This is a genomic window from Streptomyces sp. NPDC005070 (genome assembly GCF_053600395.1).
Genome location: NZ_JBSFZS010000007.1, coordinates 70,957 through 92,610 on the forward strand (window position 1 = coordinate 70,957; position 21,654 = coordinate 92,610).

At 72.6% G+C, this 21,654-nt stretch carries 16 protein-coding genes; 9 read left to right on the top strand and 7 right to left on the bottom strand.

Annotation, left to right across the window (positions count from 1 at the left end; genetic code table 11):
• Positions 1-144 precede the first annotated feature (144 nt).
• The 6 genes from trpC (at position 145) to lgt (ending at position 5,963) form a co-directional block, all read left to right on the top strand.
• Entirely contained in the window at positions 145-954 is an 810-nt protein-coding gene (gene trpC / locus ACWEBX_RS04485) for an indole-3-glycerol phosphate synthase TrpC (RefSeq protein ID WP_451883411.1), read from the top strand.
• A 325-nt stretch (positions 955-1,279) separates the two neighbouring features.
• Entirely contained in the window at positions 1,280-1,399 is a 120-nt protein-coding gene (gene trpM, locus ACWEBX_RS04490) for a tryptophan biosynthesis modulator TrpM (protein WP_451883447.1), read from the top strand.
• 289 nt (positions 1,400-1,688) lie between these two features.
• Positions 1,689-2,981, top strand: a complete 1,293-nt coding sequence (gene trpB, locus ACWEBX_RS04495) for a tryptophan synthase subunit beta (RefSeq protein ID WP_451883412.1) — start codon at positions 1,689-1,691, stop codon at positions 2,979-2,981.
• The gene (trpA, locus tag ACWEBX_RS04500) at positions 2,978-3,793 is read left to right on the top strand and encodes a tryptophan synthase subunit alpha (RefSeq protein ID WP_451883413.1); all 816 of its coding nucleotides are present in this window, start codon (positions 2,978-2,980) and stop codon (positions 3,791-3,793) included. Before trpB ends, trpA begins: the two co-directional genes overlap by 4 nt.
• A 126-nt stretch (positions 3,794-3,919) precedes the next feature.
• Positions 3,920-4,696: a DsbA family protein gene (locus ACWEBX_RS04505; protein ID WP_451883414.1), complete on the top strand. Its 777-nt coding sequence runs from the start codon at positions 3,920-3,922 to the stop codon at positions 4,694-4,696.
• A 118-nt stretch (positions 4,697-4,814) separates the two neighbouring features.
• The gene (lgt, locus tag ACWEBX_RS04510) at positions 4,815-5,963 is read left to right on the top strand and encodes a prolipoprotein diacylglyceryl transferase (RefSeq protein WP_451883415.1); all 1,149 of its coding nucleotides are present in this window, start codon (positions 4,815-4,817) and stop codon (positions 5,961-5,963) included.
• Between the two features lie 113 nt (positions 5,964-6,076).
• Here the strand turns inward: lgt and ACWEBX_RS04515 are convergent, their stop codons facing one another.
• The 7 genes from ACWEBX_RS04515 to ACWEBX_RS04545 are packed head-to-tail and all read right to left on the bottom strand — an operon-like array spanning position 6,077 to position 14,139.
• Complete coding sequence (locus tag ACWEBX_RS04515; protein ID WP_451883416.1) at positions 6,077-6,916, bottom strand: HpcH/HpaI aldolase/citrate lyase family protein; 840 nt, start codon at positions 6,914-6,916, stop codon at positions 6,077-6,079.
• On the bottom strand, positions 6,913-8,115 hold the full coding sequence (locus ACWEBX_RS04520) for a CaiB/BaiF CoA transferase family protein (RefSeq protein WP_451883417.1): 1,203 nt from the start codon (positions 8,113-8,115) through the stop codon (positions 6,913-6,915). Before ACWEBX_RS04520 ends, ACWEBX_RS04515 begins: the two co-directional genes overlap by 4 nt.
• On the bottom strand, positions 8,112-9,005 hold the full coding sequence (rbsK, locus tag ACWEBX_RS04525) for a ribokinase (RefSeq protein ID WP_451883418.1): 894 nt from the start codon (positions 9,003-9,005) through the stop codon (positions 8,112-8,114). Before rbsK ends, ACWEBX_RS04520 begins: the two co-directional genes overlap by 4 nt.
• Complete coding sequence (locus ACWEBX_RS04530; protein ID WP_451883419.1) at positions 9,002-10,366, bottom strand: ADP-ribosylglycohydrolase family protein; 1,365 nt, start codon at positions 10,364-10,366, stop codon at positions 9,002-9,004. The genes rbsK and ACWEBX_RS04530 overlap by 4 nt, the downstream gene beginning before the upstream one ends.
• Positions 10,354-11,523, bottom strand: coding sequence for an ADP-ribosylglycohydrolase family protein (locus tag ACWEBX_RS04535; RefSeq protein WP_451883420.1), 1,170 nt, complete (start codon positions 11,521-11,523; stop codon positions 10,354-10,356). The genes ACWEBX_RS04530 and ACWEBX_RS04535 overlap by 13 nt, the downstream gene beginning before the upstream one ends.
• 7 nt (positions 11,524-11,530) lie before the next feature.
• Positions 11,531-13,024, bottom strand: coding sequence for an ADP-ribosylglycohydrolase family protein (locus tag ACWEBX_RS04540; RefSeq protein ID WP_451883421.1), 1,494 nt, complete (start codon positions 13,022-13,024; stop codon positions 11,531-11,533).
• A complete protein-coding gene (locus ACWEBX_RS04545; RefSeq protein WP_451883422.1) occupies positions 13,021-14,139 on the bottom strand; it encodes an ADP-ribosylglycohydrolase family protein in 1,119 nt (372 codons plus the stop codon). Before ACWEBX_RS04545 ends, ACWEBX_RS04540 begins: the two co-directional genes overlap by 4 nt.
• 272 nt (positions 14,140-14,411) lie before the next feature.
• On the opposite strand from ACWEBX_RS04545, the gene ACWEBX_RS04550 reads away from it, so the two are divergent.
• From ACWEBX_RS04550 to ACWEBX_RS04560, 3 genes are all read left to right on the top strand, one after another.
• Positions 14,412-15,143 carry a VIT1/CCC1 transporter family protein gene (locus ACWEBX_RS04550; protein WP_451883423.1) on the top strand — a complete coding sequence of 244 codons (732 nt, stop codon included), beginning with the start codon at positions 14,412-14,414 and terminating at the stop codon, positions 15,141-15,143.
• 395 nt (positions 15,144-15,538) lie between these two features.
• Positions 15,539-20,134: a glutamate synthase large subunit gene (gene gltB, locus ACWEBX_RS04555; RefSeq protein WP_451883424.1), complete on the top strand. Its 4,596-nt coding sequence runs from the start codon at positions 15,539-15,541 to the stop codon at positions 20,132-20,134.
• Entirely contained in the window at positions 20,127-21,587 is a 1,461-nt protein-coding gene (locus ACWEBX_RS04560; RefSeq protein ID WP_451883425.1) for a glutamate synthase subunit beta, read from the top strand. The genes gltB and ACWEBX_RS04560 overlap by 8 nt, the downstream gene beginning before the upstream one ends.
• The last annotated feature ends 67 nt before the right edge of the window (positions 21,588-21,654 follow it).

Sequence of the window (21,654 nt, forward strand, 5' to 3'; positions counted from 1 at the left end):
AGTGGGACCGGCGTCAACCGGATGCGAGGGCTACGCCTTCCTCCGGATACCATCGCAGTGACCCGACTTTTCCGTCAGAGACGGTGAACCCGGGTCGCCGATCGACTGCTTCAACCGTCCACCGCAGGGAAGGGGGCCGCTCGCGTGAGTGTGCTCGACGAGATCATCGACGGAGTCCGTGCCGACCTCGCGGAGCGGCAGGCGCGCGTCAGCCTCGACGAGCTCAAGGAGCGCGCGGCGAAGGCTCCGGCGGCCAAGGACGGCGTGGCCGCCCTGCGCGGCGACAGCGTCAAGGTCATCTGCGAGGTCAAGCGCTCCAGCCCCTCCAAGGGCGCGCTCGCCGCGATCGCCGACCCGGCGGCCCTGGCCGCCGACTACGAGGCGGGCGGCGCGGCCGTCATCTCCGTGCTCACCGAACAGCGCCGCTTCGGCGGTTCGCTCGCCGACCTGGAGGCCGTCCGCGCCCGGGTGGACATCCCGGTGCTGCGCAAGGACTTCATCGTCACGTCGTACCAGCTCTGGGAGGCCCGCGCGTACGGCGCCGACCTGGCGCTGCTCATCGTCGCGGCCCTCGAACAGCCGGCCCTGGAGTCCCTCATCGAGCGCGCCGAGTCCATCGGGCTCACGCCGCTGGTCGAGGTGCACGACGAGGACGAGGTCGAGCGCGCGGTGGACGCCGGCGCGAAGATCATCGGCGTCAACGCGCGCAACCTGAAGACGCTGAAGGTCGACCGTACGACCTTCGAGCGGGTCGCCCCCGAGATCCCCGACAGCCTCGTCAAGATCGCCGAGTCCGGTGTCCGCGGCCCCCACGACCTCATCGCGTACGCCAACGCGGGCGCCGACGCGGTCCTGGTCGGCGAGTCCCTCGTCACCGGCCGCGACCCGAAGACCGCCGTCTCCGACCTGGTCGCGGCAGGCGCCCACCCGGCCCTGCGGCACGGACGGGACTGACCCGCAGGTGGCCGCCCCGACCCTCGCCCCCGCCGTACCCCGTCCGGGCCTTCGCCCCGACGGCGTACCGGCGCGCGCGGGGTCGGCCGCTCCGGCGTCGGCCGGCGCGCTCCCACGGGCGAGGACCGGATCGCCCGGGCCCGCGGCGCGCGGCGAGGGCCCGCTGCCGCCCGTCGCGCACCCTTCGCTCCCCGGGGACCCGTACGCCGGGCGCCTCGGCGTGCCCGCCGCCGCCGTGCTTCCCGTGCTTTCGGCGGCCCGTGATCCCTACGCCCGACTCGCCCGCGGCTGCCGTCCGCGCGGCTGCAGGGCACCCGCACGCCGGGTGCACGGGCGCCGGGTCCGTTACGTCATCGGCGACGAGCCGGGTCAGGTCAACGGCATGCGATGGCCCGAGCGCGTACGCGCGCTCACGCCCTCCCCGCCCGGTCACTCTCACAGGTGAACCGGGCCTGATCCCCTCGGCCCCGCGCCGGACCGGTCACCGTGTGTGTGAACCGGGCCGCGTCCACGGCCGGGCGGACCGGGCCGCGTCCCACCCCGCACCGAGACCGCGCCGGAATCCGGCACGCGGTCCCCGCGACGGCTCGTCCGTCGGGTGCGCGGGCGGACCGCGACAGGACGGGCGACGTCACCGGCGCAGGAGCCGGTGTCACTGGAGCGTGGGTGCGTCCGGTTCTCCGTGACCCTGTCCGATCCCGTGACCGGGGCTGTCGCCCCTGCGAGGTATCCGTATGCCCAGCGAGTTCTTCATTCCCGACCCCGACGGTCAAGTCCCGAGCGCCGAGGGCTACTTCGGCGCGTTCGGCGGCAAGTTCATCCCCGAGGCGCTGGTCGCCGCCGTGGACGAGGTCGCCGTCGAGTACGACAAGGCGAAGGCGGACCCCGAGTTCGCCCGCGAGCTCGACGACCTGCTCGTCCACTACACCGGACGCCCGAGCTCCCTCACCGAAGTGCCGCGCTTCGCCCGGCACGCCGGTGGCGCGCGGATCTTCCTCAAGCGCGAGGACCTGAACCACACCGGCTCGCACAAGATCAACAACGTGCTCGGCCAGGCCCTGCTCACGAAGCGGATGGGCAAGACCCGGGTCATCGCGGAGACCGGCGCCGGCCAGCACGGCGTCGCCACGGCCACCGCCTGCGCGCTCTTCGGCCTCGAATGCACCATCTACATGGGCGAGATCGACACCCAGCGCCAGGCGCTGAACGTGGCCCGGATGCGCATGCTCGGCGCCGAGGTCATCGCCGTGAAGTCCGGCTCCCGCACCCTCAAGGACGCCATCAACGAGGCGTTCCGCGACTGGGTCGCCAACGTCGACCACACGCACTACCTCTTCGGCACCGTCGCGGGACCGCACCCCTTCCCCGCCATGGTCCGCGACTTCCACCGCGTCATCGGCGTCGAGGCCCGCCGCCAGATCCTGGAGCGCGCCGGACGGCTGCCCGACGCCGCCGTCGCCTGCGTCGGCGGCGGCTCCAACGCCATCGGCCTCTTCCACGCCTTCATCCCGGACGCGGACGTACGCCTGATCGGCTGCGAGCCCGCCGGACACGGCGTGGAGACCGGCGAGCACGCGGCGACCCTGACCGCGGGCGAACCCGGCATCCTGCACGGATCACGGTCGTACGTCCTCCAGGACGAGGAGGGCCAGATCACCGAGCCCTACTCCATCTCGGCCGGACTCGACTACCCCGGCATCGGCCCGGAGCACTCCTACCTCAAGGACAGCGGCCGCGCCGAGTACCGCGCGGTCACCGACGACGCGGCGATGCAGGCCCTGCGGCTGCTCTCCCGCACCGAGGGCATCATCCCGGCCATCGAGAGCGCCCACGCTCTCGCCGGAGCCCTGGAGGTCGGCAGGGAGCTGGGCAAGGACGGGCTGATCGTCATCAACCTGTCCGGGCGCGGCGACAAGGACATGGACACGGCCGCCCGCTACTTCGGCCTCTACGAGAACGGCGTGGACGCGATCGTCGCCGCCGACGCCGACAGCGAGAACGCCGAGATCGAGGGGGACGCCAAGTGAGCGGCAACATCCAGCTGTTGAGCGACACCCTCGCGGGCGCGAAGGCGGAGGGGCGGTCCGCCCTCATCGCCTATCTGCCGGCCGGCTTCCCGACCGTCGACGGCGGCATCGCGGCGATCAAGGCCGTCTTCGAGGGCGGCGCCGACGTCGTCGAGGTCGGGCTGCCGCACAGCGACCCCGTCCTCGACGGCCCCGTCATCCAGACCGCCGACGACATCGCCCTGCGCGGCGGCGTCAGGATCGCGGACGTCATGCGGACCGTCCGGGAAGCCTTCGAGGCCACCGGCAAGCCCGTCCTCGTGATGACGTACTGGAACCCGATCGACCGCTACGGCGTCGAGCGCTTCACGGCCGAGCTCGCCGAGGCGGGCGGCGCGGGCTGCATCCTGCCCGACCTGCCCGTCCAGGAGTCGGCCCTGTGGAGGGAGCACGCCGAGAAGCACGGCCTCGCGACCGTCTTCGTCGTCGCGCCGAGCAGCAAGGACGCCCGCCTCGCCGAGATCACCGCGGCCGGCAGCGGCTTCGTGTACGCGGCCTCGCTGATGGGGGTCACCGGAACCCGGGAGTCGGTCGGGAACCAGGCCCAGGACCTGGTGGCCCGCACCAAGGCCACCACCGAGCTGCCCGTCTGCGTCGGCCTCGGCGTCTCCAACGCCACCCAGGCCGCCGAGGTGGCCGGCTTCGCGGACGGCGTGATCGTCGGTTCGGCGTTCGTCAAGCGGATGCTGGACGCGCCGGACGAGGCGGCCGGCCTCGAAGCCGTACGGGAACTCGCGGCCGACCTCGCGAAGGGTGTGCGCACAACGGTGTGACGCGACGGAGCGGATCCGTGCGGCGACGACCGGCGGATCCGTGCGAAACAGACAATCCGCTCACTCGAACGAGTGGACCTCGGTCCGGGGAGGCGCGCTGCGCCTCCCCGGTTCGTTCTGCCGGATGTGAGCGAGAAGAACCGTGACGGAAAGCGCAACGCCCGCGAGCGGCTGGCGGTCGAGCGAGAGAAGCAGAAGGCCGCGGACAAGCGCCGCCGGGCGCTGATCGTGGGGGCGTCGGTGATCTGCGTCCTCGGCCTGGCCGCCGTGATCGGCGTGGTGGCCGCCAACTCGGGCAAGGACAAGAAGAGCGACACCTCGGGTCCGGTCGTGTCGCCCTCGGGCGCCACCGGCAAGGACAGTCTCGCGATCCCCGTCGGCAAGGACGGCGCCAAGTCGACCCTGACGGTGTGGGAGGACTTCCGCTGCCCGGCCTGCCAGGCCTTCGAGACGGCCTACCGTCCGACGATCCAGGAACTGACCGACGCCGGGAAGCTGCGCGTCGAGTATCACCTCGTCACCCTGATCGACGGGAACATGGGCGGCAGCGGCTCCCTCAAGGCCGCCAACGCCGCCGCGTGCGCCCAGGACGCCGGGAAGTTCCGCGCCTACCACGACGTGCTGTACGAGAACCAGCCCAAGGAGACCGACGACGCCTTCGCCGACAACGCCAAGCTCATCGAGCTCGCCGGCAAGGTCGACGGCCTGGACACCCCGGCCTTCCGCGCCTGCGTCAACGACGGCACGCACGACGCCTGGGTCCGGAAGTCGCAGGCGGCGTTCCAGGCCGGCGGTTTCTCGGGCACCCCGACCGTGCTCCTGGGCGGCAAGAACATCTACGCGGACCAGACGATGACCCCCGCCAAGCTCAAGCAGATGGTGGAAGAGGCCAACAAGGGCTGAGCCGCTCCCGCGGCCCCGGTGCCCCCGTCCTCCACCGGCCGGGGGCACCGCACGTTATGGACCCGTTGCGGGGCTGCCCGCCGTGGGCGGCGTCCGGCACGGTAGCGTCGACCTTGCCATGGAACTTGCCTACATTCCCAGCCCGTCGCACGGTGTGCTGCACCTCGGCCCCATTCCGTTGCGCGGCTACGCGTTCTGCATCATCATCGGCGTCTTTCTGGCCGTCTGGCTCGGAAACAAGCGCTGGATCGCCCGGGGAGGGCGGGCCGGCACGGTGGCCGACATCGCGGTCTGGGCCGTCCCCTTCGGCCTCGTCGGCGGCCGGCTCTACCACGTGATCACGGACTACGAGCTGTATTTCAGCGAGGGCCGTGACTGGGTGGACGCCTTCAAGATCTGGCAGGGCGGGCTCGGTATCTGGGGCGCCATCGCCCTCGGTGCGCTGGGCGCCTGGATCGGCTGCCGCCGCCGCGGTATCCCGCTGCCCGCCTGGGCCGACGCCGTGGCACCCGGCATCGCCTTCGCCCAGGCGTCCGGGCGCTGGGGCAACTGGTTCAACCAGGAGCTGTACGGCAGGGCCACGGACCTCCCGTGGGCGCTGCACATCACGTCCTCCACGGACGGCCGTGTCCCCGGCTACTACCACCCGACCTTCCTGTACGAGTCCCTGTGGTGCGTCGGCGTCGGTTTCCTGGTCATCTGGGCCGACCGCCGCTTCAAGCTCGGCCACGGGCGCGCCTTCGCCCTGTACGTCGCCGCCTACTGCGTCGGCCGCGGCTGGATCGAGTACATGCGGGTCGACGACGCCCACCACATCCTGGGTCTGCGTCTGAACGACTGGACCGCGATCGTGGTCTTCCTCCTCGCGGTGGTCTACATCGTGATCTCGTCCCGGCTGCGTCCGGGCCGGGAGGAGGTCGTGGAGCCGCGCGCCGAGGAGGACGCGCCGGCCGTCGAGGGCGACGAGACCGCGTCCGCCGAGGACGCGGCCGACAAGGCCGAGGACAAGTCCGAGGGCGAGGCCGGGGACGAGACCGGGACCGTCGGCAAGGACAAGGGCAAGTCCGAGGTCGAGGACGGGACCGGCGACGACCCGGTCGATCTCGGCAAGGAGACCGTCGGCGAGTCCGCCGCGACCGTCGACTCCGCCACGTCCAGCGACTCCGCCAAGCCCGCTTCCGCGCGGGAGTCCGAGGAGGACTCCGAGGACGGGTCCGGTGCCGCGTCCGTGGCGCGGGACGAGGCCGGGTCGGCCAAGAAGGGCTGAGTCCTCCCCGTACCCGCACGTACACGCAAAGGGGGCGCCGCGTCCGGGACGCGGCGCCCCCTTCGTGTCGCCCTGGGCCGGCCGCGCTGGGCCGCTTGCCCAGGCCCGTGGTCTCAGGTCAGGCGCTGGGCGAGGGCGAGGATGCGGCGGGCGCCCGTGACCACCGCCGCGTCGACGAAGCGGCCGTCCGGCAGGGCCTGCGCGCCCGGATCCGCGGCGGCCGCCCGGATGACGGCCTCGGCGGAATCGACCTCGGCCGGAGTGGGGAGGTAGGCCCGCTCGATGATGGGGAGCTGGCGGGGGTGGATCGCCGCGCGCCCGAGGAAGCCGAGGGCGCGACCCCGTGCGCAGGACGAGGCCAGGCCCTCGACGTCGCGGATGTCGGGGTAGACCGACTGGGCCGGCGGCGGCAGCCCCGCCGCCCGCGCGGCCACCACCAGGCGGGCCCGGGACCAGTCGAGGCCCGCGTCGTCACGGACGCCGAGGTCGGCCCGCAGATCGGTCTCGCCGAGCGAGACCCCGCGCAGCGCGCGATGGGACGAGGCGATGGAGTAGGCCCGCTCGATGCCCAGAGCGGTCTCCAGTAGGGCGTAGAGCGGGACGGTGCCGCCCTCCGCGGGGGTCGCGCTCTCCGCCACCCGTACGACGTCGGAGCGCGAGGTCACCTTCGGCAGCCGCAGGCCGGACAGGCCGCGCAGCGGCGAGAGCGTCTTCAGGTCGGCGTCGCAGAAGGGGCCGTCGAGGGCGTTGACCCGGACATGCACCGGGACGGGCGGCGGCTCGGCGAGCAGGTCGGCGGTGGCCGAGCGGGCGTACTCCTTGCGGTGCGGCGCGACCGCGTCCTCCAGGTCGACGAGGACGACGTCAGCGCCGGAGGCCAGTGCCTTGGCCACCACCTCGGGACGGTCACCCGGCACGTACAGCCAGGTCAGCGGCAGGAGGTCGGCGGTCACAGTGCCCCCTCCGCCCTCAGTGCCCCGATCTCGGCCGTTGTCAGGCCGAGTTCACCGAGCACGGCGTCGGTGTCCGCGCCGTGCGGGCGGCCCGCCCAGCGGATCGCACCGGGTGTGGCGGAGAGCCGGAAGAGGACGTTCTGCATGCGCAGCGGACCCAGTTCGGGGTCCTCGACGCGGGTGACCGAGTCCAGGGCCTGGTACTGGGGGTCGCTCATGATGTCCCGGACGTCCTGGACCGGCGCGATCGCCGCCTCGGCCTTCTCGAAGGCGGCGAGGACCTCGTCCCGGCCGCGCTCGGCGATCCACGCGCCGACCGCCCCGTCCAGGATGTCCGCGTGGCGTGCCCGGTCCTCGCCGGTCGCGAACCACGGCTCGTCGATCACGTCGGGGCGGCCGACCAGCCGCATCACCCGCTCGGCGATCGACTGCGCCGAGGTCGAGACCGCGACCCAGGAGCCGTCCGCCGTGCGGTAGGTGTTGCGGGGCGCGTTGTTCGCCGAGCGGTTGCCGGTGCGGGGCTGCACATGGCCGAGCTGGTCGTACCAGATCGGCTGCGGGCCGAGGACGGTCAGGATCGGCTCGATGATCGCCATGTCGATCACCTGGCCCTCGCCGGTGCGGTCGCGCGCCCGCAGCGCGGTGAGCACGGCGTACGCGGTCGTGAGGCCGGCGATCGAGTCGGCCAGGCCGAACGGCGGGAGGGTCGGCGGGGCGTCGGGTTCGCCGGTGACGGCCGCGAAGCCGCTCATGGCCTCCGCGAGCGTGCCGAAGCCGGGACGGTGCGCGTACGGGCCGAACTGGCCGAAGGCGGTGACCCGGGCGAGGATCAGCCGTGGGTTGGCCGCGGACAGCTCCGCCCATCCCAGGTCCCATTTCTCCAGGGTGCCCGGACGGAAGTTCTCGATGATCACGTCGGCGTCGGCGGCGAGCCGGAGCAGGGTCGCGCGGCCGCCGCGTTTCGACAGGTCGAGCGTGATCGTGCGCTTGTTGCGGCCGAGGATCTTCCACCACAGACCGACGCCGTCCTTCGAGGGGCCGTGACCCCGGGACGCGTCCGGCCGGGCGGGGTGTTCGATCTTGACGACCTCCGCGCCGAAGTCGCCGAGCATGGTGGCGGCGAGTGGCCCGGCGAACAGGGTCGCGAGATCGAGGACGCGCAGGCCGGCGAGGGAGCCGCCCTCGCTGGGCCCGCTCATGCGCCGGCCTGGGTGTCGATCTCGGAGCGGTACGGCATCGAGGACGTCGCCCCGTGCCGCTGCACCGACACCGAGGCGGCCGCCGACGCCCACACCATGGCCTCCGACATCTCCCGGCCCTCCGCGAGCGCCACCGCCAGGGTGCCGACGAAGGTGTCCCCCGCCGCGGTGGAGTCGACGGCGGTCACCTTGGGCGCGGGCACCGCGATGGTTTTCGCGCCCCGGGTCGCGTACAGGCTGCCCTCGGCGCCCAGGGTGACGACGACCTCCGGGACCTGTTCGAGGAGCGCCGCGGCGGCCCCGCGCGGGTCGGTGAAGCCGGTGAGCGCGGCGGCCTCGTGCTGATTGGGCACCAACAGGTCGATGGTGGAGAGTAGTTGGGGCGACAGGAACTGGGCGGGGGCCGGGGTCAGGATCGTACGGACGCCGTGTCTGCGGGCGGCCTCGGCGCCGGAGAGCACGGCCTCCAGCGGGATCTCGAGCTGGAGGAGCAGCGCGTCGGCGCTGGCGATGAGGCCCTCGTCGCCGGGGGCCAGGCAGGTGACGGTGCCGTTGGCGCCGGGGATGACGACGATCGCGTTGCCGCCCTCGTCGTCCACCACGATGTGAGCGGTGCCCGACGGGCCCTCGGTGGTGCGCAGATGGTCGGTGTTCACGCCGAAGTGCTCCAGTGTGGAGCGGAGCTGGCTGCCGAAGGAGTCGGCGCCCACCGCGCCGATCAGCGATACGTCGGCGCCCGCGTGCGCGGCGGCCACCGCCTGGTTCGCGCCCTTGCCGCCGGGGACCGTGCGGAACTCCCGTCCCGTCACGGTCTCTCCGCGCTGCGGGGCCTTGGCGACATACGCGACGAGGTCCATGTTCGTGCTGCCGAGCACGGCGATATGGGTCATGGGCGAACGGTCTCCCGTTGTGTGAGGTGGGCGAGGGCGTCGAAGCCGATGCCGTTGAAGTCGGCGACGGAGGTGGCGAGCCGGTTCTTGAGGGGGCCCGTGAAGTGGTCGGGCAGAGCGGCGGGGTCGCCCGTGAGGAGGCCGGCGATGCTTCCGGCCGTCGCCCCGTTCGAGTCGGTGTCCAGACCGCCGGACACCGCCCGGCAGACGGAGCCGCCGAAGTCGCCGTCCGCGTGGGTGAGGGCGGCGGTGATCAGCGCGGTGTTGGGGACGGCGTGGACCCAGTGGCAGCCGCGGTGGGTGGCGTGCAGTTCGTCCACGACCGTGTCGAAGTCCGGTGTCGTACGGGCCAGGCGGACGGCGTGGCGGACCGCCCGGGCCAGCCGGGAGCCGGGCGGGACCACTCTCAGTCCGGTGCGCAGGCAGGCGTGGACGTCGCGGGTCGCGCCGGCCGCCTCCGCGATGGCGGCGGCGGTGAACATCGCCGCGTAGACGCCGTTGGCCGTGTGGGTGAGGGCGGCGTCGCGGTACGCCTGCTCCGCGGCCCCCGCCGGGTCGCCGGGGTTGGTCCAGCCGTGCACGTCCGCGCGGATCAGGGCGCCGATCCACTCGCGGAACGGGTTGTGGTGGCGGGCGGTGTCCGGGGGCTCGACCCCGCCGAGGAGGTTGCGGTACGCGACGCGCTCGGCGGTGAAGGTGCGGCCGGCGGGGAGTTCGTCGAGCCAGAGGCGGGCCACGTCCGCGGTGGTGAAGTCCCGGCCGTACCGCTGGAGCAACAGCAGGTTCAGGAGCGGGTAGTTGAGGTCGTCGTCCTCCGGCATGCCATCGATGTTCTCGGCCAGGGAGGTGGCGGCGGAGCGCCGGTTCCAGGGGTGGGCGTCCAGCAGGTCCCGCGGTACACCCCGCGCGGTGAACCAGGTGCGCAGGGGCCGGTTGCCGGAGGCTTCGGCCAGGGCCCGGATCGCTTCCAGGGGGAGTTTCTCCACGGGTTTGCCGAGCAGGCAACCGACGGCCCGCCCGAGCCAGGCCGCCTCCAGGCGGGCCGGGCCGGGAGCGGGCAGGGGCGCGTACCGCGGGGGCGGCCAGTCGGGGCACTGGGCCTTGATCAGTGCCAGATCCGTCGGTTCGTCGTCGGCCAGCCTGCCCGGCAGGGCGGCGAGTTCGTCGAGGAGCCCGGCGGCCAGCCGGCGCAGGGACGGCGAGGCCGGGGCCGCCGACGCGCCCGCGCGCAGCGGGGCGGTCCGGCCGCCCGCCGCGTACCAGCGGGCGGCGACGTCCGCCGGGTCCCGGCCGTCCTGCACGGCCTGGTGGAGCTCGTGCCCGAGGAGGTCCTCGGGCTGCACCCAGGTCAGCCGGAGCACGGTGTTCCCGCCAGCGCGGTGTACGCCGCCTCGTGGGCCCGGCGGCGGTGGACGTCACGGTCGAAGATCTCCCGGGTCACCTCGGCCAGCGTACGCGCGGGGGCGTCGAGGTCGAGGCGGCTGGACTCGGCCACCGTCTTGGCCCAGTCGTGCGGGACCTCGGAGCCGAGCGCGCCCGCGAGGGCTCCGGCCATGGTGGCGATGGAGTCGCAGTCGCGCCCGTAGTTGACCGAACCGAGGACCGCGTGCCGGAAGTCGCCGCCGGACACCAGCAACATGCCCAGCGCGACGGGGAGTTCCTCGATGGAGTGGAGACGTGAGGGGCGGCGGGCGCCGAGCGAGGGGGAGCGGTAGTCGGGGCCGACGGTGTCGAAGGGGGCCACCGCCCGGCGCAGCGGGACGAGCGCCGACTCGAAGTCCGTGTGGTGCGAGGCGACTTCGCAGACCGCCTCGACGGCGGCGCGGGTGCCGTCCTTGGCCAGGGCCAGAGCCGCGGCGACGACCGAGGCGGGGGTCGCGCCGGGGGTGCAGGCCGCCGCCACGGCCGCCGCGAAGACACCCGCGGCCTCGCGGCCGTACGAGGACTGGTGGGCGCCCGCGATGTCGAGCGCCTCGGCGTACGCGCCCGCCGGGTTCGCCGCGTTGACGAGTCCGACCGGGGCCATGTACATCGCGGCACCGCAGTTGACGATGTTGCCCGTGCCGGCCTCCCGGGGGTCGACGTGGCCGTAGTGGAGGCGGGCGACCAGCCATTTCTCGGCGAGGAAGATCCGCTGGAGGGGGAGGGCCTCGGCCTCCAGTTCCGGGATCCAGCGGGGGGTTGTCATCAGGTCGGGGACGAGGTGCCCGGCGACCGCGTAGGCGTCGAGGTGGTCGCGGACTTCCGCGTACACCCGTACCAGCGCATGGGTCATCAGGGTGTCGTCGGTGACGTGTCCGTCGCCCTTGTGGTACGGGGCGATGGGGCGGGCGGTGGGCCAGGCGTCGCCGTTCCAGGGGCCGACGACGCCGTGCACGCGGCCGCCGTGGCGTTCGGCGATCTGCTCCGGGGAGTACCCCTCGACGGGTCCGCCGAGGGCGTCGCCGACGGCGGCTCCGACGAGGGCTCCGGTGATCCGTTCGTCGAGGGTTCCCGTTCCTTCTCCTTTGGGCGTCATGCCCGAATCATCCCTCTGGGGCGGCCAGTTCCGGGGAATCGAGCGGGTCGGCGAGTCCTGTCGCCTCCAGGAGTTCGGCGAGCCCGATGAGATCCGTGCCGGTCAGCCGGGGGAGCGCGCATCCGGACAGAGTGCGGCAGGCGTCGCGCCAGGAGGAGGGGATCGCGGCGGCGCCGCCGAGCGCCCCGGTGAGCGCTCCGGCCAGGGCGGGGGCCGAGTCGGCGACCCGGGAGAGGCAGGCGGCGGCCGGTACGGCCTCGGCGATGCGGCCGCGCGCGGCCAGCGCCAGGGCCAGGGCGACGGGGACGGTCTCGGCGGCCGCGATCCCGTAGCTGTAGACGTGGTCGACGATCCGGTGCTCGAGCAGGGGGACCAGCGCGAAGGTGCTCTCGCTGCCCTGGGCCAGCGCGAGGGCGTCGCGGGCGTTGCGGCCGATCTCCGTGGCGGCGGGCAGTTCGGTGAGAGCCGCCTCCACACAGGTGCCGACGTCGTGGCCGGCGAGGGCGAGCGCCACGGCGGCGGCCATGGCGCGGGCGCCGTGCACCCCGTCGCCGTCCTGGGTGTAGCGGGCGTCGAACTCGGCGAGTTCCGCGGCGAGTCGGGGGTCTCCCGGGTGTGCCACGGCGAGCACGCAGGCCCGTACGCAGGCCGCGTCGTCGAAGTAGTGGGGGTTGTCGTGGCCGGTGGCGGGCGGGCGCAGACCGGTGGCGAGGTTGCCGAGTCCGGCCCGCACCGAGATCCGGGCGCGCAGCGGGAGCAGGGCGGACTCGACCTCGGGGGCCCGGTCCGCGGCGGCGGCGACCTCGCTGGCGACGGCGTTCCAGGACAGGTCGATGGACGCGCGCATCCTGCGGCTCAGGCTCAGGTCGCCGAGCGCGCCGGTCTCCCCGGCCCGCAGGACGGCCTCCGCCGCGAACGCCGCCCACTCGGCGTCGTCCGACGGGCCGAGCCGCAGTGGTTCCGGCGGCTGGTTCAGGGCGATCGGCACGGGCAGGGTGGTCGTCGCGTTCTGCTCCGCGAAGGTGTCCAGCTCGCGGGTCAGCCGCCGGGTCCACTCGGGCATCCGCGCGGCCCGGTGCCGCGCGGCGGGCCACCCGGCGGCATCCCCGGCGGCCAGCCCGAGCAGCAGTCCCTCGATCCGGCGCACACCTGCTTCCCCGGGCGCCCCGGCCGGTGAGCCCCCGGCCTCCCGGACCACGGGGGCGGCCGGCGCGGGGGCGCCCGGCTCCGCGGCCCGGCGGTCCGCCGGATCGCCCCCTCCGAGCAGCGCCCCGGCGCGTACGGCACCGGCGAGGACACCCCCGGCGACAGCCACGGCCTTCGCCCCGGCGGCGAGCACCACGGGCTCCGCCCGCCCGGCGGGTGGCGCGGGGTCGGCGTGGGGCGTTCGGGCCGGTTCGTCGGCTGATGCCGGGGTGGGCGTGTTCTCCGGGGGCGTCGCCGGTGTCGCGCCCTCGGCCGGTGCCGGGGCGCGGTCGTCTCCGGCCGGGCCGGGGCTCATGACCGCGCCTCGTCGTCGTCGCGGCCGGTGGACGCGCGCCTGTCCGCGTCCGGCGACCGGACCGCGTACCCGGGTTCCGGCGTGGGCGGTACGCGGCCCCCCGCGCCCCACTTCTCCTCGTGCTCCGGGGTCAGCAGTTCCGCGACGTCCAGGATGTGGTGGCCCTCCATGGAGGGCAGGCAGCTCCCGCGGGCCGGTCCGATGGCCGCCGCCCACTCGGCGGGGACCGAGGACATCCCCCGGGTCGCGCCGGCCAGCGCCCCGGCCACCGCGGCCGTCGTGTCGGCGTCGCGTCCCATGTTCACGGCGGTCAGGACCGACTCGGTGAACTCTCCGTCCGCCGCCGCGTAGGCGCCGAAGGCGAGGGCCACGGCCTCGGGGGCCAGGTCGGTCCACGGGTAGCCGCCGATCACGACCGCGGAACGCACCGCGCGTTCGCCGCGGTGCGCCACCGCGACCGCGCGGCGCAGCGAGCGGGCCGTCCAGGAGTCGTCCGGGACGACGGCCAGGGCGGAGGCGACGACCGTGGCGGTGGAGGCGCCCGCCATCGCGGCGGCGACCCCCGCCGCGACGGCCTGCCCGCCGTAGATGCCCTCGCCCTCGTGGCTCACCGAGCCGTCGATCGCCACGAGCCGGGCCGCCTCGGCGGGCCGGCCGGCGGCGAAGACGCCGAAGGGCGCCGCGCGCATGGCCAGACCGTCGCTCCAGGCGTGCCGGTGCTGGGCGGAGATGGGCGCCGCGAGCCCCCGGCGCAGGTTCTCCAGCGTGCCGCGCTCGCTGAACCCGGCGCCGCGGAACGGCCCCTCGTCGCGGTCCGCGATCCACTGGTGCCAGGCCGATTCGACGTGCGCCACGGTCAGCGCCGAGCCGTGCCGGGCCAGCAGCAGTCCCGAGAAGATCGCGTACTCGGTGTCGTCCGTCCCGGCCGGATGTTCGGCGACGTACCCGGTGATCCGGCCCCACCGGGCGCGGATCTCCGACGGCTTCATGTTCTCGGCGGGTGCGCCCAGCGCGTCCCCGACGGCGAGTCCGAGCAGTGCGCCGCGTGCCCGGTCACGGAGAGCGGCGGCGCTCCCGGGTGCCGGGGCCGAGGGAATGCAGGCGATGGAAGCCATACGTGCTTCTCCTCTCAGGGCCCCTGCCGGCGCGCGGAATGCGGCGCGCGGAACCCTTTGCGGATCTGTCCCACCTTGGCGGTTGACAGGAGCCTCATGGGCTCCACTGTCACCCGGTCGACATATGTGCATGACATGCCACGGATGAGCGTCGAAGGGTAAAACCGCAGGTTAGCCCAGCCTTTCCTTGCTGGCGGCGGGGAATTTCTCGGCGTACTTTTGGGGTTGTCGAAAAGTGGAAGCAGTCCAATCAGGCTCTCAGGGGGACGAGTATGGCGATCATCGAGACCGAGGCGGCGCTGCATGTGGCGCACCGCGACAACCACACCCACCGCGACGTCAACGGCGGATGGCTGCGCCCGGCGGTGTTCGGCGCCATGGACGGCCTGGTCTCCAACCTCGCCCTGATGACCGGCGTCGCCGGCGGCTCCGTGTCCCAGCAGACGATCGTCATCACCGGACTCGCGGGCCTCGCCGCCGGAGCCTTCTCCATGGCCGCCGGCGAGTACACCTCCGTCGCCTCGCAGCGTGAGCTCGTCGAGGCCGAACTCGACGTCGAGCGGCGCGAACTGCGCAAGCACCCCAAGGACGAGGAGCGCGAGCTGGCCGCGCTCTACGAGGCCCGCGGCGTCGAGGCGTCCCTGGCCCGCGAGGTCGCCCGGCAGCTCTCCCGCGATCCCGAGCAGGCCCTGGAGATCCACGCCCGCGAGGAACTCGGCATCGACCCCGGCGACCTGCCCTCCCCGGCCGTCGCCGCCGTGTCCAGCTTCGGCTCGTTCGCGCTCGGCGCCCTCCTGCCCGTACTGCCGTATCTGCTGGGCGCGACCGTGCTGTGGCCCGCGCTGCTGCTCGCCATGATCGGGCTCTTCGCGTGCGGTGCCGTCGTGGCCAAGGTGACCGCGCGGTCCTGGTGGTTCAGCGGACTGCGGCAGCTCGCTCTCGGTGGCGCCGCGGCAGGTGTGACGTACGCCCTCGGCACTTTGTTCGGCGCGGCCGTAGGATGAGGCCTCGATCACCTATGCACGGGACTGCATAAGTAATTGTTACCCGGCGGTTTCGATTCCGTGGCTGCTGGGAATGAGCCGTAAGCGCCGCGGGCAATGACGCCCGCGCCGCATCCCTCGTGCCGGACCACCACCTCCGCCGCGAACCGGACCGATGGTCATCGATCTGTCCGCTCAGGTCCCAAACCTTCCACCGCTGAAGCCCGACATCCCCGGCGCGGCTCCTATGGTGTCCGCATGTTGGAACGAAGTATCCGGTTCACGAGAACCACTCCATCATGTAACCTGCACGAAATTTTGCACCCAGCAGAGGGCCAGAGTCGTCCCTCGGCAGATGTCTCCCCAGTGCCCGAGAGCCAGGGAGACCCCCCGCCCCGACGACGACGGGAGAGCCGATGCGTACTCCGCGCCAGCCGTCCCAGCACTCCACGAACGACCAGAAGTGGTCCTTCATGGATGCTCGCCCTGCTGCGCAGGGTATGTACGACCCCCGCAACGAGCACGACGCCTGCGGCGTCGGCTTCGTGGCCACCCTCACCGGCGAGGCGAGCCATGCGCTGGTCGAGCAGGCGCTCACCGTTCTGCGCAACCTGGAACACCGCGGTGCCACCGGCTCCGAGCCCGACTCGGGTGACGGCGCCGGCATCCTGTCCCAGGTCCCGGACGCCTTCCTCCGCGAAGTGGCCGGATTCGAGCTTCCCGCAGCCGGTGCGTACGCGGTGGGCATCGCCTTCCTCCCGAACGAGGGCACGGCCAACGCCGTCTCGCAGATCGAGACGATCGCCGCCGAAGAGGGCCTCACCGTCCTCGGCTGGCGCGAGGTCCCCGTCGCCCCCGAGCTCCTCGGCGCCACCGCCCGCTCGACGATGCCGGCCTTCCGCCAGATCTTCGTCACCGACGGCGAGAACGAGGGCATCGCCCTCGACCGCAGCGCCTTCGTGCTGCGCAAGCGCGCCGAGCGCGAGGCAGGGGTCTACTTCCCCTCGCTGTCCGCCCGGACCATCGTCTACAAGGGCATGCTGACCACCGGCCAGCTCGAGCCCTTCTTCCCGGACCTGTCCGACCGCCGCTTCGCCTCCGCGATCGCGCTCGTGCACTCCCGCTTCTCCACCAACACCTTCCCGAGCTGGCCGCTCGCCCACCCGTACCGCTTCGTCGCGCACAACGGCGAGATCAACACGGTCAAGGGCAACCGCAACTGGATGGTCGCCCGCGAGTCCCAGCTCGCCTCGGACCTCTTCGGTGACAACGACAAGCTGCAGCGGATCTTCCCCGTCTGCACCCCGGACGCCTCCGACTCGGCCTCCTTCGACGAGGTGCTCGAACTCCTGCACCTCGGCGGCCGTTCGCTGCCGCACTCCGTGCTCATGATGATCCCGGAGGCGTGGGAGAACCACGACTCCATGGACCCGGCCCGGCGCGCCTTCTACCAGTTCCACTCCACGATGATGGAGCCCTGGGACGGCCCGGCCTGTGTCACCTTCACCGACGGCACCCAGGTCGGCGCGGTCCTCGACCGCAACGGACTGCGCCCCGGCCGCTACTGGGTCACCGACGAGGGCCTCGTCGTCCTCGGCTCCGAGGTCGGCGTCCTCGACATCGACCCCGCGCGGGTCGTCCGCAAGGGCCGCCTCCAGCCCGGCAAGATGTTCCTCGTCGACACCGTCGAGCACCGCATCATCGAGGACGACGAGATCAAGGCCGGCCTCGCCGCCGAGAAGCCGTACGCGGACTGGCTGGAAGCCGGCGAGATGGAGCTCTCCGACCTGCCCGAGCGTGAGCACATCGTGCACACCCACGCCTCGGTCACCCGCCGCCAGCAGACCTTCGGCTACACGGAGGAGGAGCTGCGGATCATCCTCGCGCCGATGGCCAAGGCCGCCGCCGAGCCGATCGGCTCGATGGGCACCGACTCGCCGATCGCCGCGCTCTCGCAGCGCCCGCGGCTGCTCTTCGACTACTTCACCCAGCTCTTCGCCCAGGTCACCAACCCGCCGCTGGACGCGATCCGCGAAGAGCTGGTCACCTCCCTGCGCTCCTCGCTGGGCCCGGCGAGCAACCTGCTGGACCCGACGGCCGCCTCCTGTCGCAGCGTCACCCTGCCCTTCCCGGTGATCGACAACGACGAGCTGGCCAAGCTCATCCACATCAACGCCGACGGCGACATGCCCGGCATGAAGGCCGCGACCCTGTCCGGCCTGTACCGGGTCTCCGGCGGCGGCGACACCCTCGCCGCCCGCATCGACGAGATCTGCGCCGAGGCCGACGCCGCCATCGAGAACGGCGCCCGCCTGATCGTCCTGTCGGACCGTCACTCCGACGCCGAGCACGCGCCGATCCCCTCGCTGCTGCTCACCGCGGCCGTCCACCACCACCTCATCCGCACCAAGCAGCGCACCCAGGTGGGCCTGCTGGTCGAGGCCGGAGACGTCCGCGAGGTCCACCACGTCGCCCTGCTCATCGGCTTCGGCGCCGCGGCGGTCAACCCGTACCTCGCGATGGAGTCCGTCGAGGACCTCGTCCGCGCCGACACCTTCCTGCAGGGCATCGAGGCCGAGCAGGCCATCCGCAACCTGATCTACGCGCTCGGCAAGGGCGTCCTGAAGGTCATGTCCAAGATGGGCATCTCGACCGTCGCCTCCTACCGCGGCGCCCAGGTCTTCGAGGCCGTCGGCCTGGAGAAGGCCTTCGTCGAGAAGTACTTCAACGGCACGGCCTCCAAGATCGGCGGCGCCGGCCTCGACGTCGTCGCCAAGGAGGTCGCCGCCCGGCACGCCAAGGCCTACCCCGCCTCCGGCATCGCCCCGGCGCACCGCGCCCTGGAGATCGGCGGCGAGTACCAGTGGCGCCGCGAGGGCGAGCCGCACCTGTTCGACCCGGAGACGGTCTTCCGCCTCCAGCACTCGACGCGCTCCGGCAGCTACGAGATCTTCAAGAAGTACACCGACCGCGTCAACGAGCAGTCCGAGCGCCTGATGACGCTGCGCGGCCTGTTCGGCTTCGCGTCGGACCGCCCGTCGATCTCCCTCGACGAGGTCGAGCCGGTCTCCGAGATCGTCAAGCGCTTCTCCACCGGCGCCATGTCGTACGGCTCCATCTCCAAGGAGGCGCACGAAACCCTCGCCATCGCCATGAACCAGCTCGGCGGCAAGTCGAACACCGGTGAGGGCGGCGAGGACGCGGACCGGCTGTACGACCCGGCGCGCCGCTCCAGCATCAAGCAGGTCGCCTCCGGCCGCTTCGGTGTGACCTCCGAGTACCTGGTCAACGCGGACGACATCCAGATCAAGATGGCCCAGGGCGCCAAGCCCGGCGAGGGCGGCCAGCTCCCCGGCCACAAGGTCTACCCGTGGGTGGCCAAGACCCGTCACTCGACCCCGGGTGTCGGCCTGATCTCCCCGCCGCCGCACCACGACATCTACTCCATCGAGGACCTGGCCCAGCTCATCCACGACCTCAAGAACGCCAACCCGCAGGCCCGCATCCACGTGAAGCTGGTCTCCGAGGTCGGCGTCGGCACGGTCGCGGCGGGCGTGTCCAAGGCCCACGCGGACGTCGTGCTCATCTCCGGCCACGACGGCGGAACGGGCGCCTCCCCGCTCACCTCGCTCAAGCACGCGGGCGGCCCCTGGGAGCTCGGCCTCGCCGAGACCCAGCAGACCCTGCTGCTCAACGGCCTGCGCGACCGCATCGTCGTGCAGACCGACGGCCAGCTCAAGACCGGCCGCGACGTCGTCATCGCCGCGCTGCTCGGCGCCGAGGAGTTCGGTTTCGCGACCGCGCCGCTCGTCGTCTCCGGCTGCGTCATGATGCGCGTCTGCCACCTGGACACCTGCCCGGTCGGCATCGCCACCCAGAACCCGGTGCTGCGCGACCGGTTCGCCGGCAAGGCCGAGTACATCGTCAACTTCTTCAAGTTCATCGCCGAAGAGGTCCGCGAGATCCTCGCCGAGCTCGGCTTCCGCAGCATCGAGGAGGCCGTCGGCCACGCCGAGAACCTCGACGTCGAGCGCGCCGTCACCCACTGGAAGGCGCAGGGCCTGGACCTGTCCCCGCTCTTCTACGTGCCCGAACTGCCCGAGGGCGCGGCGCTGCACCAGGTCATCGAGCAGGACCACGGCCTGGAGAAGGCGCTCGACAACGAGCTCATCAAGCTCGCCGCCGACGCGCTGGCCGCGGACTCCGCGACCGACGCCCAGCCGGTCCGGGCCCAGGTCGCGATCCGCAACATCAACCGCACCGTCGGCACCATGCTCGGCCACGAGGTGACGAAGAAGTTCGGTGGCGCGGGCCTGCCCGACGACACCATCGACATCACCTTCACCGGCTCGGCGGGCCAGTCCTTCGGCGCCTTCCTCCCGCGCGGTGTCACGCTGCGCCTGGAGGGCGACGCCAACGACTACGTCGGCAAGGGCCTCTCCGGCGGCCGTGTCGTCGTCCGCCCCGACCGGGGCGCCGACCACCTCGCCGAATACTCGACGATCGCGGGCAACACCATCGCCTACGGCGCGACCGGCGGCGAGCTGTTCCTGCGCGGCCGCACCGGCGAGCGCTTCTGCGTCCGCAACTCGGGCGCGCTGGTGGTCTCCGAGGGCGTGGGCGACCACGGCTGCGAGTACATGACCGGCGGTCACGCGGTCGTCCTCGGCGAGACGGGCCGCAACTTCGCGGCCGGCATGTCCGGCGGCGTCGCCTACGTGATCGACCTCGACCGCGACAACGTGAACGTCGCCAGCGTGGACGCCGTCGTGGAGCTCGACGACGCCGACAAGCAGTGGCTGCACGACGTCGTGCGCCGGCACGCGGAGGAGACCGGCTCGACGGTCGCCGAGAAGCTGCTCGCCGAGTGGCCCGTCGCCGTCGAGCGCTTCAGCAAGATCATCCCCAGCACGTACAAGGCAGTGCTCGCCGCCAAGGACGCCGCCGAGCGAGCCGGACTCGACGAGTCCGCGATCACCGAGAAGATGATGGAGGCGGCGACCAATGGCTGATCCCAAGGGCTTTCTGAACCACGGCCGTGAGGTCGCCAGGTCCCGGCCGGTCCAGGAGCGGCTCAAGGACTGGAACGAGGTCTACGTTCCGGGCTCGCTGCTCCCGATCATCTCCAAGCAGGCCTCGCGCTGCATGGACTGCGGCATCCCGTTCTGCCACAACGGCTGTCCGCTGGGCAACCTGATCCCCGAGTGGAACGACTACGCGTACCGCGAGGACTGGCAGGCCGCCTCCGAGCGGCTGCACGCCACGAACAACTTCCCGGAGTTCACCGGCAGGCTGTGCCCCGCGCCGTGCGAGTCCGCGTGCGTGCTGGGCATCAACCAGCCCGCCGTGACCATCAAGAACGTCGAGGTCTCGATCATCGACAAGGCGTGGGACAGCGGCTCCGTCGCGGCCCAGGCCCCCGAGCGCCTCTCCGGCAAGACCGTCGCGGTCATCGGGTCCGGCCCGGCCGGACTCGCCGCCGCCCAGCAGCTCACGAGGGCCGGTCACACGGTCGCGGTGTACGAGCGCGCCGACCGCGTCGGCGGTCTGCTCCGCTACGGCATCCCCGAGTTCAAGATGGAGAAGCGGCACATCAACCGCCGCATCGAGCAGATGCGCGCGGAGGGCACCCGCTTCCGTACGGGCATCGAGATCGGCCGCGACCTCAAGGCGACGGACCTGCGCAAGCGGTACGACGCCGTGGTCATCGCCGCCGGTGCCACGACCGCCCGTGACCTGCCCGTCCCCGGGCGGGAGCTGACCGGCATCCACCAGGCCATGGAGTTCCTGCCGCTGGCGAACAAGGTGCAGGAGGGCGACTTCGTGGCGCCCCCGATCACCGCCGAGGGCAAGCACGTCGTGGTCATCGGCGGCGGCGACACGGGCGCGGACTGCGTGGGCACCGCCCACCGTCAGGGCGCGGCCTCGGTCACGCAGCTCGAGATCATGCCGCGGCCGGGCGAGGAGCGGAACCCGGGCCAGCCCTGGCCGACGTTCCCGATGCTCTACAAGGTCACCTCCGCGCACGAGGAGGGCGGCGAGCGCGTCTACGCGGTCTCCACCACCCACTTCGAGGGCGACGAGGACGGCAACGTCCAGTGGCTGCACCTGGTCGAGGTAGAGTTCACCGGCGGCAAGCTGAACCAGAAGCCGGGCACGGAGCGCAAGATCCCCGCCCAGCTCGTGACGCTGGCGATGGGGTTCACCGGCACGGACGTCGAGAACGGCGTGGTCTCCCAGTTCGGTCTGGAGCTCGACGAGCGCGGCAACATCGCCCGCGACGCCGACTTCGCGACCAACGTTCCCGGAGTGTTCGTCGCCGGTGACGCGGGCCGCGGCCAGTCCCTCATCGTCTGGGCCATCGCGGAGGGCCGCTCGGCCGCCCGCGGTGTCGACCGCTTCCTCACCGGAGCGAGCGACCTGCCGGCCCCGATCCGCCCGACGGACCGTTCGCTGACGGTCTGACCCATGGATGCGTGACCTGACACGGTCACTCGAGAACGTCCCGCACAAAGGCGTGCGGAACACGAGA

Coding starts and splice junctions, on each gene's coding strand:
- ACWEBX_RS04540 (WP_451883421.1), bottom strand. CDS start 13,024: ATGAGCCCCGGCCCGGCCGGAGACGACCGCGCCCCGGCACCGGCCGAG.
- ACWEBX_RS04545 (WP_451883422.1), bottom strand. CDS start 14,139: ATGGCTTCCATCGCCTGCATTCCCTCGGCCCCGGCACCCGGGAGCGCC.
- trpB (WP_451883412.1), top strand. CDS start 1,689: ATGCCCAGCGAGTTCTTCATTCCCGACCCCGACGGTCAAGTCCCGAGC.
- ACWEBX_RS04535 (WP_451883420.1), bottom strand. CDS start 11,523: ATGACGCCCAAAGGAGAAGGAACGGGAACCCTCGACGAACGGATCACC.
- gltB (WP_451883424.1), top strand. CDS start 15,539: ATGCGTACTCCGCGCCAGCCGTCCCAGCACTCCACGAACGACCAGAAG.
- rbsK (WP_451883418.1), bottom strand. CDS start 9,005: ATGACCCATATCGCCGTGCTCGGCAGCACGAACATGGACCTCGTCGCG.
- ACWEBX_RS04550 (WP_451883423.1), top strand. CDS start 14,412: ATGGCGATCATCGAGACCGAGGCGGCGCTGCATGTGGCGCACCGCGAC.
- ACWEBX_RS04520 (WP_451883417.1), bottom strand. CDS start 8,115: ATGAGCGGGCCCAGCGAGGGCGGCTCCCTCGCCGGCCTGCGCGTCCTC.
- ACWEBX_RS04560 (WP_451883425.1), top strand. CDS start 20,127: ATGGCTGATCCCAAGGGCTTTCTGAACCACGGCCGTGAGGTCGCCAGG.
- lgt (WP_451883415.1), top strand. CDS start 4,815: ATGGAACTTGCCTACATTCCCAGCCCGTCGCACGGTGTGCTGCACCTC.